This is a genomic window from uncultured Slackia sp. (genome assembly GCF_959608125.1).
Lineage (GTDB): Bacteria > Actinomycetota > Coriobacteriia > Coriobacteriales > Eggerthellaceae > Slackia.
The window spans coordinates 1-17,324 of the sequence record NZ_CAUHPG010000014.1; the positions used below are offsets into that span (position 1 = coordinate 1).

12 protein-coding genes are annotated in these 17,324 nt (G+C 63.3%); 3 read left to right on the forward strand and 9 right to left on the reverse strand.

The window, feature by feature from the left end; all coding sequences use genetic code 11:
- Positions 1–222 precede the first annotated feature (222 nt).
- Positions 223–1,158: a glycosyltransferase family 2 protein gene (locus tag Q6E04_RS05520; RefSeq protein ID WP_303249808.1), complete on the reverse strand. Its 936-nt coding sequence runs from the start codon at positions 1,156–1,158 to the stop codon at positions 223–225.
- A 21-nt stretch (positions 1,159–1,179) separates the two neighbouring features.
- Positions 1,180–2,337, reverse strand: a complete 1,158-nt coding sequence (locus tag Q6E04_RS05525; RefSeq protein ID WP_303249809.1) for a glycosyltransferase family 4 protein — start codon at positions 2,335–2,337, stop codon at positions 1,180–1,182.
- 199 nt (positions 2,338–2,536) lie between these two features.
- Here Q6E04_RS05525 and Q6E04_RS05530 point away from each other — a divergent pair, with 199 nt between their 5' ends.
- A complete protein-coding gene (locus tag Q6E04_RS05530) occupies positions 2,537–3,598 on the forward strand; it encodes a glycosyltransferase family 2 protein (RefSeq protein WP_303249810.1) in 1,062 nt (353 codons plus the stop codon).
- A gap of 63 nt (positions 3,599–3,661) precedes the next feature.
- Here the strand turns inward: Q6E04_RS05530 and Q6E04_RS05535 are convergent, their stop codons facing one another.
- Positions 3,662–4,060, reverse strand: a complete 399-nt coding sequence (locus tag Q6E04_RS05535; RefSeq protein ID WP_303249811.1) for a hypothetical protein — start codon at positions 4,058–4,060, stop codon at positions 3,662–3,664.
- The gene (locus Q6E04_RS05540) at positions 4,021–5,082 is read right to left on the reverse strand and encodes a radical SAM protein (protein WP_303249812.1); all 1,062 of its coding nucleotides are present in this window, start codon (positions 5,080–5,082) and stop codon (positions 4,021–4,023) included. The genes Q6E04_RS05535 and Q6E04_RS05540 overlap by 40 nt, the downstream gene beginning before the upstream one ends.
- Positions 5,083–5,261: 179 nt before the next feature.
- On the opposite strand from Q6E04_RS05540, the gene Q6E04_RS05545 reads away from it, so the two are divergent.
- Positions 5,262–5,909 carry a TetR/AcrR family transcriptional regulator gene (locus tag Q6E04_RS05545; RefSeq protein WP_303249813.1) on the forward strand — a complete coding sequence of 216 codons (648 nt, stop codon included), beginning with the start codon at positions 5,262–5,264 and terminating at the stop codon, positions 5,907–5,909.
- Between the two features lie 26 nt (positions 5,910–5,935).
- On the opposite strand, the gene Q6E04_RS05550 is transcribed toward Q6E04_RS05545, so the two are convergent.
- Positions 5,936–9,202, reverse strand: coding sequence for a DEAD/DEAH box helicase (locus Q6E04_RS05550; RefSeq protein WP_303249814.1), 3,267 nt, complete (start codon positions 9,200–9,202; stop codon positions 5,936–5,938).
- Positions 9,203–9,377: 175 nt separating this feature from the next.
- Here Q6E04_RS05550 and Q6E04_RS05555 point away from each other — a divergent pair, with 175 nt between their 5' ends.
- Positions 9,378–12,857: an ATP-binding cassette domain-containing protein gene (locus Q6E04_RS05555; protein ID WP_303249815.1), complete on the forward strand. Its 3,480-nt coding sequence runs from the start codon at positions 9,378–9,380 to the stop codon at positions 12,855–12,857.
- Between the two features lie 155 nt (positions 12,858–13,012).
- Here the strand turns inward: Q6E04_RS05555 and sufU are convergent, their stop codons facing one another.
- From sufU to sufB, 4 genes are all read right to left on the reverse strand, one after another.
- Positions 13,013–13,447 carry a Fe-S cluster assembly sulfur transfer protein SufU gene (sufU, locus tag Q6E04_RS05560; protein WP_303249816.1) on the reverse strand — a complete coding sequence of 145 codons (435 nt, stop codon included), beginning with the start codon at positions 13,445–13,447 and terminating at the stop codon, positions 13,013–13,015.
- On the reverse strand, positions 13,440–14,693 hold the full coding sequence (locus Q6E04_RS05565) for an aminotransferase class V-fold PLP-dependent enzyme (protein ID WP_303249817.1): 1,254 nt from the start codon (positions 14,691–14,693) through the stop codon (positions 13,440–13,442). The genes sufU and Q6E04_RS05565 overlap by 8 nt, the downstream gene beginning before the upstream one ends.
- Positions 14,675–15,850, reverse strand: coding sequence for a SufD family Fe-S cluster assembly protein (locus tag Q6E04_RS05570; protein ID WP_303249818.1), 1,176 nt, complete (start codon positions 15,848–15,850; stop codon positions 14,675–14,677). The genes Q6E04_RS05565 and Q6E04_RS05570 overlap by 19 nt, the downstream gene beginning before the upstream one ends.
- A 62-nt stretch (positions 15,851–15,912) precedes the next feature.
- Entirely contained in the window at positions 15,913–17,322 is a 1,410-nt protein-coding gene (gene sufB / locus Q6E04_RS05575) for a Fe-S cluster assembly protein SufB (protein ID WP_303249819.1), read from the reverse strand.
- Positions 17,323–17,324 lie beyond the last annotated feature (2 nt).

Here is a 17,324-nt window from a genome sequence, read left to right on the forward strand (position 1 = left end):
GAAGGCGACATGAGGCTGTATCGCATCACCGCGTAGCATGCTCTTTCATCGTGTTCCTAGAACGCCCCTCGCATATCGATGCGAGGGGCGTTCGTGCATCCCGGCCGTATCGGAGGCTGCGTTTAGGATGTGCATGACCAAGAAAACCCCTCGCCTGCACGGAGTGTTTCCGGAAGGCGAGGGGTTTGCGATGAGCGATTGCGCCGGCTCGGCGGTCGTGCGTTAGCGGGAGTTTTCCTGTTGAACGCGGTAGACTTCGAGTTCCCACATCTTGCGATGGCTTTTCGCCACGGTGTCGAGGATGGCTCCTGCGGTGATCGAAAGCACGCCGCAGGACACAAGGCCCGATGCGAGCACGGTCGAAGGGAACTTCGGCACGAGGCCTGTCTGGAAGAATTCCAATACGACGGGCACGCCCACGATCAGGCCGAGGACGAAGAAGAGCAGCGCGATCCATCCGAAGAAGGCGAACGGCTTGCTCTCGCGGAACAGCGATGCGATGGCCATGAGCACCTTCGCGCCGTCCTCGAACGTCGAAAGCTTGCTCTCGCTTCCTTCGGGGCGGTCGCGGTATTCGATCGGAACGTCGACGATGCGCCACCGTTTATCGACGGCGTGGATGGAGAGCTCCGTTTCGATCTGGAAGCCCGACGAAAGGACGGGCATGGTCTTGACGAAGGTGCGGTTGAAGGCTCGGTATCCGGTCATGACGTCATCGAAGGCATAGCCGTAGATGAACTTGATCAGCCAGCGAACGAGGTCGTTGCCGAATCCGTGGAATGCGCGATCGTTTTCTTCGCCGTAGCTGCCGTTGGATAGGCGGTCGCCGACGGTCATGTCGGCTTCGTCGTCGATGAGCGGCTTCAGCAGTGCGCGGGCGGATTCTGCAGGGTAGGTGTCGTCGCCGTCGACCATGAGGTAGTAATCCGCTTCGATGTCGCGGAACATCTGTCGCACGACGTTTCCTTTGCCCTGGCGCGGCTCGCGCTTCACGATGGCGCCGTGGGCGCGCGCGATTTCGGCGGTGGCATCCGTGGAGTTGTTGTCATAGACGTAGATCGCGGCTTCGGGCAGCTCGCGTTTGAAATCGTCTACCACCTTGGCGATGGTGACTTCTTCGTTATAGCACGGAATAAGGACGACAATGCGGTCGGTCATAGTCTGCTCTCCATGGGAGGTCTAACGACGGGTATCGGACGGGTTCGGGTCGGCATGGCTTCGGTCTTCTCCGGGCGTCGTGCCGACGAGGTCGGCGGCCTTGTTGAATTCTTCGGCCGCGCGTTTCTGTCCTGTTGCGGGACGCGGCGCGTAGTGGTGGCGTAGCACGGGTCCGAGCAAATGCAGTCGCACGACGAAAAACGCCGAGATGCCGAACGCGAGGGCCATGAACGCCAGACGCATGACGCCGTGCGTCTCGGTGATGAAGATGGCCGAGACGGCGAGGATGGCGGTCCATCCCCACATGATGAGGACGGTCTTTCGCTGGCTGAAGCCTTCGCGCAGAAGCTGGTGGTGGATGTGGCCGTTGTCGGCCTGCTGGATGGGCTGGTGGGCGCGCATGCGGCGGATGATCGCCGATGCGGTGTCGATGATGGGGACGCCCGCCACGAGGATGGGTACGAGCAGCGACACGAACAGCGCCGAGCGCGTGGTGGCGAAAAGCGACACGATGCCGAGAGACATGCCAAGAAGCAGCGATCCAGAATCGCCCATGAAGATCGACGCGGGGTTGAAGTTGTAGCGCAGAAAGCCCAGACAGATTCCGATAAGGCCGACGGCGAGGAATGCTGCGTCGAGGCGGAAGGTCAGGGTGGCGAAGATGAACATGGTCAGCGCCGAAATGGCGGTGATGCCCGATGCCAGGCCGTCGAGCCCATCGATCAGATTGATGACGTTCATGAAGGCCACCAAGTAGAAGATGGTGATGGGATAGGCGAAGATGCCGAAATCGATGTAGCCGGGGCCCACGGGGTTGTGCATGTCCGAAAGCAACAGGCCCGATGCGGCCACGATGCCCGCGGCTACGATCTGGCCGAGCAGTTTGGTGCGCGGCCGCAGATCCCAGATATCGTCGGCCGCACCGACGAGGAAGATCAAAATCACGCCCAGCATGACTCCCGGGTACCAGATGTTGCGGCTCACGGGACTGTGAAGAGGATAGTTCCAGCCGAAGAACTGCGTGCCGATCCAGATGGCGGCAAGCCCCGCGGCCAATCCGCCGAACATGGCCACGCCCCCGAAGCGGGCGGTGGGCTTCTTGTTCACGCGGCGGGCGTTAGGATAGTCGACGGCGTCGACGATGAACGCGAGCTTTTTGACGGGAGGGACGAGCGCCATGGTTACAATGCAGGCGACTGCAGTCACTATGACATAATGCAACCAGGTCAACGTATCTCCGTTCGATAATGGTGAATAAAACGACGCTGCGAGACGATCGAGCGCATACCAAACTAATATTTTATAATAGATTGAACATGGTTTCCGAATTTTATCGAAATAGATTCGTGCGACGCGTCAAATTCCAAGGAGTCTTTCAGTGGCGAACAAACCCGGCATCAGCGTGATCATTCCCGTTTATAAAGTGCAGGATTGGGTGGGGCGCGCCATCGAGTCGATTCAGGCCCAGACGTTCGGCGATTTCGAGCTGCTGCTCGTCGACGACGGAAGCCCCGACGAAAGCGGCGCGATCTGCGACTCTTATGCCGCACGCGACGAGCGCATCAAGGTGATTCATAAGAGCAACGGCGGCGCGGCGAGCGCGCGCAACGCGGCGATGGCGGTCGCTGCGGGCGAGTATCTCTTCTTCATGGACGCCGACGACTGGTGCGAGCCCGAGATGCTCGAGCGCATGTACGAGCGCGCCGAGTCGGGTCCGTTCGACCTGGTGGTCGTGGGCTTCTACATCGATACCTACCGCAGCGACGATAAATTCTTCCGCGAGAAGAAGTGCCTTCCGTCGAAGACGTATGCATCCGCGCGCGAGTTCCGCGAGGACGCGTACCGTCTGTTCGATCGCAATCTGTTATACACGCCGTGGAACAAGCTGTTCAGGGCGTCGTATCTGTTCGAGCGCGACATCGAGTTTCCCGATGTGTGGTGGGATGACCTGCCGTTCAATCTGGCCGTCCTGCGCGACATCGAGCGCGTGTCGCTGATGGAGGATGCGTTCTATCATTTCTTGCGCGCCCGCTCCGAGAGCGAGAACACGAAATACCGCGCGGGAACGTTCGAGAAGCGCGAAGAGGAAGACGGCTGGATGCGCGAGCTCTACGAGCATTGGGGCGTGCGCGACGAGGCGTCGCGCGAATTCCTGTCGCGTCGCCACGTCGAACGCGTGGTGGGATGCATCGAGACGCTCACCTGCGCCGATTGCCCGCTTTCTCCCAGCGAGAAAAAAGCAGAGGCCGCGCGCATGGTGCTCGCGCCGTCGGTGCAGCGCGCCGTAGCCGAGGCTCGTCCCGGCTCCATGATGATGCGCGTCATGCTCTTGCCGATCCGCTGGCGCAAGCCCGGCCTCATGATGGCCGAGAGCAGGTTCATCTCGTGGGTCAAGCGCAATTTCGTCGGCGTGTTCGCCTATCTGAAGGCTCATCGATAACGCGCAAGGCCGCCACGCATCGCATGCGGGGCGGCCTTTTTCGTCGACGCGTCGGCCGTATCGCTACGCGCGGTCCGCTTTCGTGCGTCCTGCGCGGCCGATGCGCTCGAAGCGCTCGAGGTCGCTTTCGGACATGCCTTGGGTGGGCACAGCGCGCTTGGTGTATTGGGGGTCGTTCTCGTCGGTCCAGATCCGTTCGGCCGCTTCGGCCCATTCGCGCGCGAAGGGCTTGCATTTGCCGCAGAGGTGCTCGACGCCTTCCGCGCACTGCAGGTCGGTCGAATGCGCCCCGGTGCGGTTCACCATGGATTCCAGGCATTCGGGGTTCTCGAGCATGGGGCAGGGGCGTAGCAGGTTGTCGTTGAAGGGCTGTCCTTCGTAGTACGCCTTGAAAAGAGGCGATTGCAGCGCTTCGAGCAGGCTCACGTCGTGGATGTTGGCGTTCGAGTAGTGGATGAACACACAGGGCTCGACGTCGCCTGCGGCGTTGATGTGCAGGTAACGCCGCCCGCCCGCGATGCAGCCGCCGACGAATTCTCCGTCGTTTTGGAAATCAAGCGTGAACAGGGGTTTTTCGAACGCATCGCGCGAACGAACCGATAGAGATGCTCGCGCTGCTCGACGCTCGGCATCAGCTCGACGGGCGCATCGGAGCCCACGGGCATGAACGTGAAGATCCAACAGAACAGGGCGCCTGCGTCGATGAGGCGGTCGAAATACTCTTCGGAGGCGACCGCCTCGGCGTTTTGCGAGGTATAGCATGCGGAGATGCCGAACGGCAGGCGGTGCTTCTTCAGCAGCGCCATGGCCGCCTCGATGCGGTCGTAGGTTCCTTCGCCGCGACGGGCGTCGGTGGTCTCGCGCGACCCTTCGGCGCTGATGGCGGGCACGAAGTTCTTCACGCGGATCATGTCCTGGCAGAACTGCTCGTCGATCAGCGTGGCGTTGGTGAAGCAGAGAAACGCGCAGTCGGGGTGCTTCTCGCACAGGCGCAGGACGTCCTTCTTGCGCACGAGCGGCTCGCCGCCCGTGTAGATGTAGACATGCACGCCGAGTTCTTTGCCCTGACAGATGATCGAATCGATGTCTTCGAAGCTCAGATTGAGCTTGTGGCCGTAATCGGCGGCCCAGCATCCGGTGCAGTGCAGATTGCAGGCGCTGGTGGGGTCGAGCAGGATGGCCCAGGGTATGTTGCAGCCGTATTCGCTGCGCGCCTTCTCCTGCTTCGGCCATGCGAGCAGGTTCGCTTCCACCAGGAAGGTCTTCAGCAGCGAGGGCACGACCTCTTCGTTGAGGTGCAATGCCTTCATGACAAGCTCGTACCAGTTGTTCTTCTGCTCGAACGAGATACGGAACGCCTTGCGCTGCTCGGGGAACAGCGACTCGGGCACCAGCGGCTCGAGCATGTCCATGATCGCGTCGACATGTCCTTCGGGATCTTTGACGATATAGTCGACGAGCTTGTTCAGAGCTGCACGCTTCATACGCTCGCTTGCATTCACGATGGCCGTCCTTTCCGCGCGGACCTCTATGGATTCGTGTTTTCCATGTTGTTTTTTCTACATATGGGGATTATATTCTTATGGACATCGACCACAATTGCCAATGATGCGGGTCGTGCGCACTACGCCGCATCGTGACGAGGAACGAGGGGAAACGAATCATGGAACGTGAACGTGCGACGAAGCCGAAGAAAACCGACCGCCGCGTTTTGAAGACGCGCAAGGCCTTGTTCGAGGCGTTCGATCGCCTCCTTTGCACGAAAGACTATGACAAGATCACGATATCCGAGCTTGCCCGCGAAGCGGATATCGACCGTAAGACCTTTTACCTTCATTACAGTTCGATCGACGATATGATCGATGACAAGGTCGATGCCATGGTGGCCGAGATTCTCGACGACGTCGAAGACGACATGCAGCGTCGTAGAGACGAGACGGCCGAGAATGTCGAACCCGACCTCCATGTGTTTTTCGCGGGCGTGAATCGCGCGATGATGGAGCATCTTCCCATGAAAGAGCATATCTTTTCGGCGATGCCCGCGACGATGCTGGCGGACCGCTTGGCGCGTCCGTTGGCGAAAGAAATCAGGCGACGCGGACCCGCGCGCATCAAGGTCGAAGACGATGTGCTGGAAATCTATATCGCATCGCTGGTCGGCGGCATTCTGGGAGCATATAGCGCCTGGATCGACCGCGGTATGAAGGTGCCCGACGAGCGCGTGTCTGATATCGCGAGCCGCATGCTGGGCGTGTGCGTGCGCGAGTTCTTCGAGCTGGGCGGCGAAGCGCCCGAGCGCGGCGGCTTCTAGTCCGTCTCGGGCGCTTCGCGGGAAGCTTATCCCTGCAAAAGCTCGTACAGCTCGTCTCCGGTCAGGCGTAGCGACGGGGCGGCATTGGCCCCGACGATCTTGTCGGCCAAGTCGCTTTTCGCCTGCTGGAGCGCGACGATGCGTTCTTCGATCGTTCCTTTCGCGATTACCTGGTGCACGCTGACGCAGCGTGTCTGTCCGATGCGGTGGGCGCGGTCGGTGGCCTGCGCCTGGGCGGCGGCATTCCACCAGGGGTCGGCGTGGATCACGACCGACGCGCCCGTCAGGTTCAGGCCCGTCCCGCCCGCTTTGAGCGATACCAGGAATACCGGCGTATCGTCGGCATTGAACGCGTCGACCAGGTCGACGCGTTCTTTTTTCGGCGTCGCGCCGGTGATGGTGTAGTAGGGCATGCCGAGTTTGTCCAGCTCGTCGGCGATCAGCGACAGAAAGCTCGTGAACTGCGAGAAGACAAGCGTCTTCTGCCCGTCGTTTTCGGCCGATTCCAGCAGGTCGACGATCGCGCCGATCTTCGCGCCAGGCTCCGGGTAATCCTGCATGGCCAGGCGCGGGTCGCAGCAGATCTGGCGCAGCCTCGTCAGTTCCGCGAGCACCTCGACGCCCGGTCCCTGGGCCTCGGCGCCGCCTTTGTTCTTGCGCGACGCGCGCTGTGCGGCGAGCGATTCCCTCAGTTGCTGTTCATAGGCCAGATAGAGCTTTTCTTGCCTGCGCGTCATGGGGACGGGCACGGCCGACTCGATCTTGTCGGGCAGGTCCTTGAGTACATCGGCCTTGAGGCGCCTGAGCATGAATGGGCCGACGAGCGCCTGAAGATGGGCGGCCGCCTCGTCGTTTCCGCCGATGATATCGAGCTCGAAGCGTTCGCGGAAACGCATGTAGGAGCCCAAAAGCCCGGGCATCAGGAAATCGAAGATGCTCCAGATCTCGCTCAGCCTGTTTTCCATCGGCGTGCCGGTCAGCGCGAAGCGGCGACGGGCCTTCACCCGCTTGACGGCGCGCGCGGTGAGCGTGCCGTGGTTCTTGATGTATTGCGCCTCGTCGAGCGCGCAGCAGTAGAAATCGCGGTCGGCATAGTCTTTGACGTCGATGCGCACGAGGTCGTACGAGGTCACGAACACGTCGACGTCGCGCTCCGCGCGCGCGGCGATGCGCTCCTGTTTCGTGCCGGCCACGGCACGTACGTTCAGGCCGGGGGCGAATCGCTCGAATTCGGCGGTCCAGTTATACACCAGCGATGCCGGACAGACGACCAGGCTCGGTCCGACCGCGCGCGCCTCGTCGCGCCGTGCGAGCAGAAACGCGATGAGCTGGATCGATTTGCCCAAGCCCATCTCGTCGGCGAGGACTCCGCCGAATCCCAGGTCGGAAAGCGAATTCATCCACGAGAAGCCTTCGCGCTGGTACGGGCGCAGCGTGGCCGCGAGCTCATCGGGCACCGGGTGCTCGACGGTTTTCGCATCGCGCAAACGTTCGACATACGTCTCGAACGCCGCGTCGCGTCGCGCGTCCTCGAGCGTTTCGTCCAGATAGACCGCGCGATAGGCGGGAAGTTCGACGGTGCCTGCGGCGAGAGCCGCGGGCGAAAGGTCGAGGTCGCGCGCGAGGCGGTCGAGCTGGGCGAGTTCGAAATCGGCCATATCGAGGAAAGCGCCGTTTTTGAGGCGGTGGTATCGCCTGCGCGCGCGATAGCTCCCCAGCAGCGCTGCGAGCTCGTCGCGGTCGAGGTCGGTGGCATGCACGTCGAGGTCGATCAGGTCGCCGGCAAGCGAGATGCCCACGCTGATACGCGGCTTCTTGTCGGAGACGAGCCTGTCGAAGGCGTCCGTGGTGAACACCGACCCCTGCTCGGCAAAGCGCACCAGGCCGCCGAACAGCAGTTCAGCGACGCGTTGCGGGCGTTCGAGTAGAAGGAAATGACAGCGTTCGCGCTCGTCTGCGCTCGCCTTGCGCGGCGCTGCGTCGGGGAAAAAGGCGTGCAGCAGCGTATACGCCGCCCGTTCGAGCTTTTCGTCGGGGAGCGGTCGTGCCGATGCGTCATCGTTTTCCCAGCGCGCTCCGTCGAAGGCTAGAATCCTGCGGCTCTCGCCGTATCGCACGGCCGCCTCGCAAGTGGCAGCGGCATCCGTTTTATCGAAATAGAATTCAAGGACGCCTTCGACGGGGCGCCATGCGTCGAGTTTTTCAGGAGCCGATACGTTCAGCGTGCGCTCGATTCGAGGAAGCACGGCGGAGCAGAACAGGGCAAGGTCGTCTTCGCTGACGAACAGCTCGTCGGCGTCTGATGAGTGCAGCATGCGCAGAAACGCCGAGCAGCCGGCGAGTTCGGCGGAGCAGCGATAGAAGACCTCGTCCTGCCATAGGTAGAGGCGCCCGCCGTGCGAGATGGCGACCGCATCCTCGGCCGATTTGATCGAGATTCCGCTATCCTCCCAGGTCATATTCACGTCGACGGTCGGGTCGGTGCGCTCGATATGCGCAATCGTGCGGGAGCGCACGCCGTAATCGGCGCCTTCTACGACGAAGGAGCACCCTTGCGAGGCGTCGAGGAAATCGATGAGCTCGAATTCGTTCAGGTCGAGAACGCGGCTCGACGCGTCGCTTCCGCGCGCGCCCGACGAGGCGCGCCTGCGTGCGCAGACGGCGCGGTCTATCAGCTCGGCCATGACGCGTCCATGCGCGCAGAAGGCGTCGAGGGTATGGGTGAACGCGAGTTTCTTGCCGTAGGAATGCCATGCGCCGCGCTGCACGTCGTCGGCGAACGCCCCGATGTCCTTCATGACGTAAGAGCCCTCGGCGCCGACCACCTTGAACTGCACCGACCATGAACGGTATCCGTATATGAACGTAGGTTCGATATCCACCTCGCCCGGCTCTTCGACGTTTCCGGCCGCATCGGCACGACGGATCAGATCGGCCAGGCATGCGGTGGTCTCGGGCTTTCGATGCGCTTTGTATCCCATGAATCCCGCAGGGCGGCGGTTGTAGGAAAGCGCCAGGGCGAGGCTGTGCTTGCAGGGCCCGTCGTATTGGAGATAGGCGGGGCAGGTGCACGCGTAGTCGATGACGCGGTCGGCATCCTCGTCGAACGAGATGGAGCTGCGATAGCAGTCGTTCCATCCATGGCTCGATGCGACGAATGCGCTGAGATGCGTGCCGTTGCGGTCGTAGCGGCATTTCTTCGTGAGGATGTTCTGCTCCGACGAAGCGATCTGCTGCGCTCGCTGCAACGTTTTCGGCGCGCACTGATGCGCGAGTTCCTGCTCTGAAATCATTCGGCCTCCCTTTCGCCAAACTTTCATGATACGGAAAGGCTTTTGCCTCGACAAGGTGGCTGCGACCGTAGGCGGTAAAGTAAGACGGGGTTTACAACGATGGGTTTTCCGGTAGCATGAAGTAAGCCATGGCAAACATAAGCCGTGGCTTCTTTTTCGGATGAAAGGATGAAGCGTGTTCGATAAACGTCTTTTCGCCATGGTTCCTGCAGCGAAGCGCCCCATTGCGGCGAGCGTCGTCTTGCAGTGGACCGCACTGCTTGCCAACGTGGCCTTGTTCATCGCCGCAGGCAGGTTTTTCGGGCTGTTGCTGGAAGGGGAGGCCGGCGCCCGCGAGCTGGCCTTGTTCGTCGGCGTCGGCCTGTTCGCGATCGCCGTCCGCTTCTTCTGCCAGGCGGCGGCCGTGCGTGCCGGAGCGACGGCTGCAGAGAGGGCGAAGCGCGTCGTCAGGCGACGCGTGTACGACAAACTGGTCGCTTTGGGCCCCGGGTATCGCGAGCACGCCTCGACGGGCGCCGCAGTCCAGGTGTGCGTCGAAGGCGCTGAGCAGCTGGAGAGCTACTTCGGCTCGTATCTTCCGCAGCTGTTCTATGCGGTGTTGGCTCCGGCGACGCTGTTCGTCTGCCTTGCGCCGCTTTCGCTTCCCGCCGCCGCGGTATTGCTGGCCTGCGTGCCGCTCATCCCCGTCTCGATCATCGCCATTCAGAAGATAGCGAAACGCACGATGGGCCGCTATTGGGGTTCCTATATCGACCTGGGGGCATCGTTTTTGGAGAATATCCAGGGGCTTACGACGCTGAGGATCTTTTCTGCCGACGAACGCGCCCACGAGGCGATGAACCGCCAGGCCGAAGGCTTTCGCCGGGCCACGATGCGCCTGCTTCGCATGCAGCTCAATTCGATCACGGTCATGGACCTGTTCGCTTTCGGCGGCGCTGCGGCGGGCATCGCCTGCGCCGTTTGGCAGTACTCGCACGGCGCGATAGGCTTCTCGGCGGCGTTTTCCATCGTGTTCCTTTCAGCCGAGTTCTTCCTTCCGTTGCGTACGCTCGGCTCGTTCTTCCATGCGGCCATGGGCGGCATGGCCGTCGCAGACAAGATGTTTTCCATTCTCGATGCGCCCGAGCCGCCGCCTGCTGCGGCGCACATCCCCGCCGACGCCGGCGATGTGCGTTGCGAAGGCGTCGGATATTCCTACGACGGATCGCGTTTCGTCCTTTCCGATGTCGATTTTTACGCCTCGCGCGGTTCCTTCGTCGGCGTGGTCGGCCCGAGCGGATCGGGAAAGTCGACGTTCGCAGGGGTGCTTGCCGGGGCCAACAGGGCTTTCAGGGGAACGGTGAAGATCGGCGGAGTGGACGTCGAGCAGGCGTCGGGGGCGTCTCTTTCGCGCGCGGTGACCTACGTTTCGTTTTCGAGCCGTCTGTTCGCGGGAACGGTTGCCGAGAATCTGCGCCTGGCCGACCCCGATGCCGATGATGAGGCCCTCTGGAGCGTGCTCGAGCGTTGCCGTCTTGCGGGGTTCGTGCGTTCGCTCGGCGGACTCGGCGCCGTTGTCGGCCCCGATGCGGCCAATCTTTCCGGAGGGCAGCGCCAGCGACTCGTTTTGGCGCGCGCCCTCTTGCACGATTCGGCTGTTTACATCTTCGACGAGGCGACGTCGAACATCGACGCGCGAAGCGAGCATGCGATCATGGACGTCATCGAGGAGCTGGCTCGACAGAAGACGGTCGTCGTGATATCGCATCGCCTGGCGGCCCTTCGCCGCGCGGAGCGAATCTACGTCTTCGACGGCGGACGCGTGGTCCAGGTCGGCGCTCATGACGAGTTGGCGGCCGGGCGGGGCTGCTATGCCGAAATGTGGAGCGAGCAGGAAAAGCTCGAGCGCTTCACGGACGGCGTCTGCGACGACGAGGCGTCCGAATACGACCTGTCGCCGCAGGCGGATGCGATACGCGAAGAGCGCGCGGACGGACGGGAAAAGCCGCGCGTCTCGAGGGAACGCTCGAAGGCGTCGGTGATGGCTGGCCTGGTCGGGCTCGTCGGGCCGCTCGTCTTCGTCATGCTGCTGGCCGTCGCGCTGGGCATCCTCGGCTTTCTCGCCGCTATCGGGTTGACGGTATTCGCGGCCGCCGCGCTTCTCGCCGTCGCCGGCGTTCCCATGGGCGCGCCGGCCGGGGCGTTCGTCGCGGCGGCGGGCATATGCGCCGTCATCCGCGGCCCTTTGCGCTACGGGGAGCAGCTGTGCAATCACTACCTCGCATTCAAGGTGCTGGCGGATGTGCGCGACAAAGTGTTCGCACGTTTGCGCATCCTCGCCCCCGCGAAGCTCGAGGGGCGCGATAAAGGGGACCTGGTGTCGCTCATCACGTCCGACGTCGAGCTGCTCGAGGTGTTTTTCGCCCATACGCTTTCGCCCGTCGCGATCGCCGCGGTCGTCTCGGCCGTCATGGTCGCGTTCATCGCTTCGATTTCTCCTGCGCTCGGGGTCTATTCCGCCTGCGCGTACCTGGCGGTCGGATCGGCGATTCCGCTCGCGGCCTCGAAAGCCGCCGGCGCGCTGCCGCTTAAGGTGCGCGACGGCATGGGAAGGCTGAATTCCTTCGTGCTCGAAAGCCTTCGCGGCCTGCGCGAGACGCTGCAGTTCTCGGGGCAGGACGCCCGGGCGCGCGGCCTGGACGCGCGTATGGAAGAGGTGGGCCGCGACTCCATGCGTCTGAAGAGGCGCGCGGCCTTCGCATTCGCGGGGACGGGAGCGGCGGTGCTGGCTTTCGACATCGCGATGATTGCGTTTTCGTCGGGCCTTGTCATGCAGGGGACGGTGCCGTTTGCGGCGGCCGTTATCGCAAGCGCCGCCCTCATATCGTCGTTCGGACCGGTGATAGCGCTCGCGGATCTCGGAAGCACGCTGCAGGGCACTCTTGCCGCAGGAGCGCGCGTGCTCGACTTGATGGAAGAGCGTCCTGAAACGTCGGATGTGCTGGAAGGAGAGCGTTTGGAAGGCTTCTCGGGCGCGCGCGTCCGTGCCCTCGATTTCTCTTACGACGGATGCAAGGTGCTCGAAGGGGTCGATCTCTCAATCGAGCGCGGCAGCGTCGTCCAGATAACGGGGAGAAGCGGTTCGGGAAAATCGACGCTGCTCAAGCTGATGATGCGTTTCTGGGATCCCGATTCCGGCTCGATCGAGATATCGGGCGAAAACATCGCCGATGCGACCACCGAAAGCCTGCGCGGGATCGAGGGCCTTATGACCCAGGAAACGCATCTGTTCACGGGAACGGTGCGCGACAATGTGGCGCTTTGCGATCCCGACGTCGATGACGAAGCGGTGCTATCGGCGCTCGACAAGGCGGCGCTTGGAGAAGCCGTCGCGCGTCTTCCGAAGGGCCTCGACACGCAAGTCGGCGAGCTCGGGGAGTCGTTCTCGGGCGGCGAGCGCCAGCGGCTGGGCCTTGCGCGCCTGTTTTTGAGCGACGCCGCGTTCATGCTGCTCGACGAGCCGACGAGCAATCTCGACAGCCTCAATGAGGCGGCCGTGCTGCGTGCCCTTGTCGAGAATCGGGGCGATCGCACCGTCGTTCTGGTGAGCCATCGTCCCTCTGCGGCGTTTTTCGCGGACGCATCGTATTCCGTCGAGCGGGGCGGGGTCTCGTAAGGCCGCGCTTTTCGAATGCATATTCGCTCGCCGCCGTTTGCCGGCATGCGGGCATATATAAATAAGAGCGCGGCCCCTGCGATCGGGGCCGCGCTCTTATGCGAAGAAGGGGCGCATGGGCGCCCCTTCTTCTGCGTGTGGATTCGTCGTACGGCTTATGAGGCGGCGTTCGTCTCGTCGAGGAGCGTTTCGAGCGTGCGCCATGCGAGCTCGGCGCATTTCACGCGGGCGGGCATGCGCGCGATCGATTCGAGCTGAGCCGCCTCGTCGAGGTCCTCGAGGTCTTCTTCGGAGAGTTCTTCTCCGCGGACCATGGCGAGAAACAGCGCGCACAGCCTGCGCGCCTCGTCGACGGTTTCGCCCGTGACCAGGTCGGCCATGATGTCGGCGGATGCCTGGGAAACGGCGCAGCCGCTGCCCGAGAACGCCGCCTCCTCGACCACGCCGTCTTCGACGCGCAACGACAGCGTCAGCTGGTCGCCGCAGCTCGGATTGACGCCTTCTCGGGAATGCGTGGCGCCGTCCATCTCGTATTTGTAATCGGGGTGCGCATGGTGTTCCATGAGCGCCGCCGTGTAGATGCTAGCCATTGAAGGTCCTCCATACCGTCTCGAGTCCGCGACCGAGCGCGGCGATGTCCGATTCGTCGTTGTAGAAGGCGAGCGACGCGCGGCAGCACGCTCCCGTTCCGAGCCATTTCAGGAACGGCTCGGCGCAGTGGAAGCCCGCCCTGATGGCCACGCCCTGCATGTCGAGGATGCTTGCCACGTCGTGCGGGTGGATGCCGTCGATGTTGAAGGAGACGACGCCGTGACGCGCGTTCGCATCGGCCGGGCCGACGATCGAGACGAAATCGAACGCCTCGAGCGTGTCCATGCACGAGCGCATGAGCGCTTCTTCGCGCGCCCGCACGGCCTGCATGCCCACCGATTCGAGGTAGTCGATCGCCGCTCCCGCCGCATGGATTCCCGCGGCGTCTTGCGTTCCCGCCTCGAATTTTTCGGGGATGCCCGCCCATACGGCGTCTTCGAACGTAACCGATTCGATCATCTCGCCGCCGGTGAGAAACGGGCTGCTCGCTTCGAGCAGGTCGCGGCGGCCCCAGAGCACGCCGATGCCGAACGGGCCGAAGGCCTTGTGCATCGAGAAGGCGAAGAAGTCGCATCCGAGCGCGACGATGTCGATATCCATATGGGGGACCGATTGCGCTCCGTCGACCACCAGGTATCCTCCGTGCGCATGGACGCGGCGCGCCATTTCGGCGACGGGATTTTCGACTCCCAGCACGTTCGATACGTGGGCGGCCGCCACGATGCGCGTGGACGGGCCGATCTTGGCGTCCATCTCTTCTGCCGTGATGACGCCGTTTTCGTCGGGGAAGAGATAGGTCAGCTTGGCGCCGGTCGCGCGGCAGGCCTGCTGCCACGGGATCAGGTTGCTGTGATGCTCCATGGCCGTGACGCACACCTCGTCGCCTTCGCGCAGGATATCGCGCGCGAACGATCCCGCCACGATATTGAGCGCCTCGCTCGTGTTGCGGCACACGACGACCTCGTTGCGGTCGGCGACGCCGATATGGCGCGCCAGCTTGCCGCGGGCGTCGTCGATGGCGGCCGTGGCCTGGACCGAAAGGTCGTACAGGCCACGCAGGGCGTTGGCATTGAGGGTCTCGTAGAAGCGCGTCTGCGCGTCGATGACGCGGCGGGGTCGCTGCGAGGTGGCCGCGCTGTCGAGAAACGCAAGGTCGCTACGGGCGGCGAGCAGCGGGAAGTCGGCCTTGTAGGGGTTTTTCGCGATGTCGCGCGCTTCTTCGACGGTTATCGCCATGCGGGACATGGGTCCTCATCCTCCTTCGTTTCGAGCGTTTCGCCCGCGATGCGCTCCACCGCGCGGCGCCATTCGTCGTCGGGGCAGGCGGCAAGCGCCGACTCCAGCACGGAGCGGGAGAACAACGCCTCGGCCGCATCGGGCGAAAGGCCGCGGCTGGCCAGGTAGAACATCTGGTCGGCATCGATGTGGCCGATCGAGGCGCCGTGGTCGCCCGCTACGTCGTCTTCGCCGCACAAGATCACGGGGCAGCTGCGGTTATGGGCATGCTCGCCTGCGATGAGCGCCGTTTCCTGCTCATGGCCGCTTGCGCCCTTGCATCCGCGGATGAAGTCGATCGTGGCCTTGAGGGTCTTGACGCTTTCGCCCGCAAGCACGCCGTTGGCCTGCAGGTCGCTTATCGTCGCCGGGCCGCGGTGCTCGAAGACGTAGTTGAGGTCCATGTCGGCCTGGCCGCGGCCCAGATAGCGCACGTCTGCGCCGACGCGCGCGGCCTCTCCGCGCAGGTCGCAGGAGAAGCCGGTGTAGGAGGCGCCGGCCGAGAGCGCGAAATGGCGCACGTCGACCGACGCGTCTTCGGCAAGGACGCATCCCGTATCGTCGAGGACAGTCGCATCCGCGCATCCTGCCTGAAGCGTCGAAAGCGTCAGGCGGCTGCGCGCTCCGCAGAAGACGCGCAGGGCCGACCCCAGAAATCCGTTTGCGGCGCGCGTTCCGTCGATAAGCACCGAGACCTCGGCGACGCTGTCTTCGGCGAGCACGATGTCGAGCGCGTTCGCGCAGGCTTCGCCCTCATGGGCTTCCAGACGCACGAAGGCGCGGGCGCCCGTCGTGCCGGGAGCGGTCTGCAGAACGGCGCGGGCAGAAGCGAGGTCGGCGACGAACGCGGCCGCGTCAGCTCCGGCTCCCGTCCTGAAGGCGCTTGCCGCGTCGCCGCGCTTCTCGCGGGCGGCGAGCTCGCTTTGGTAGCGAGAAAGCGCGCATGCATCCAGGTCGTTCGCATCGCTTGTCGGCGTCGCGGACGGGCGCGCGGGAACGGACGGCATCGAGCGCAGCGCGGCGTCGGAGGCGTCGGGCGCGGCGTCGGGCACGAACCCCGACGCGTCGAGGGATGCGGCGCGGATGCGCCCCGAAGCCGTTTTCACGGCGATGTCGGCATGATTCATGCCGAGGCGATGCCAGGTGGGAGCAGGCATCGCGTTCGCATGTCGAATGACGGTGTCGAGCATTATCCGATCGCCCCTTCCATTTCGAGTTTGATGAGGTTGTTCATTTCGACCGCGTATTCGAGCGGCAGTTCCTTGCTGACGGGCTCGGCGAAGCCGTTGACCACCATGGTGCGCGCCTCTTCTTCGGGAATGCCGCGGCTCATCAGGTAGAATACGGTGTCGTCGCCGATGCGGCCGATGGTCGCCTCGTGTCCGATATCGACGTGCTTGCAGCGGATGTCCATCGCGGGAATCGTGTCCGCGCGGCTCGCGTCGTCGAGCATGAGCGACTGGCAGGACACGCTCGCGCTCGCGCCGTGTGCGGCTTCGGTCGCGACGACCGACGAGCGGAAGGTCGAGATGCCTCCGCCTTTCGAGATGGACTTGGTCTGCACCGCGGCCGACGTGCCGGGGGCGGCGAGCACGACCTTGCAGCCGGTGTCGAGGTTCTGGGCCGTTCCCGCGAAGGTGATGCCGGTGAAGGTGCAGCTGCCGTTCTCGCCGGCGAGTACCGACATGGGGTAGAGATAGCCCACGTGGCTGCCGAACGATCCGCTCACCCAGTCGACCGAGCCGCTTTCGCCTACCAAGGCGCGTTTGGTGTTGAGGTTGTACATATTCTTCGACCAGTTCTCGATCGTCGAATAGCGCAGGTGGGCGCGGTCGCCGACGAACAGCTCGACGCAGCCTGCATGCAGGTTCGCCACGTTGTATTTCGGCGCCGAGCAACCCTCGATGAAGTGCAGGTCGGCGTCGTCTTCGACGATGATGAGCGTGTGTTCGAACTGTCCCGCGCCCTTCGCGTTGAGGCGGAAGTAGCTCTGCAGCGGGAAGTCGAGCTTGACGCCTGCGGGCACGTAGACGAAGCTGCCTCCGCTCCATACCGCGCCATGCAGCGCCGCGAACTTATGGTCGCGCGGGGTGACGAGCGTCATGAATTTCTCGCGGATGAGCTCCGCGCAGTCTCCCTTGAGCGCTTCTTCGATGCCCGAATACACGATGCCCATCTTCGCGGCCGATTCCTGGACGCTGTGGTAGACGAGCTCGGAATCGTATTGGGCGCCGACGCCCGCGAGGTAGGCGCGTTCGGCTTCGGGGATGCCGAGGCGCTCGAAGGTGTCCTTGATATCGGCGGGCACGCTTTCCCAATCGCTTTTCTGCTCGGTGTCGGGCTTGACGTAGGTGACGATATTGTCCATGTCGAGTCCGTCGAGGGCGGGGCCCCAGTCGGGAGCGGGCATACTCAGGTAGGTTTCAAGCGACTTCAGGCGGAATTCGAGCATCCAGGCGGGCTCGTCTTTCTTGCGCGAAATCTCCTCGACGATGGCGGGGGTCAGACCCGCGTCGACCCGCTCGAATCCGGCGTCTTCGAAGCGGAAGTCATACATGCTGCGGTCGATATCGGCGACCTCGGTGCGGTTTTCGGCCATGG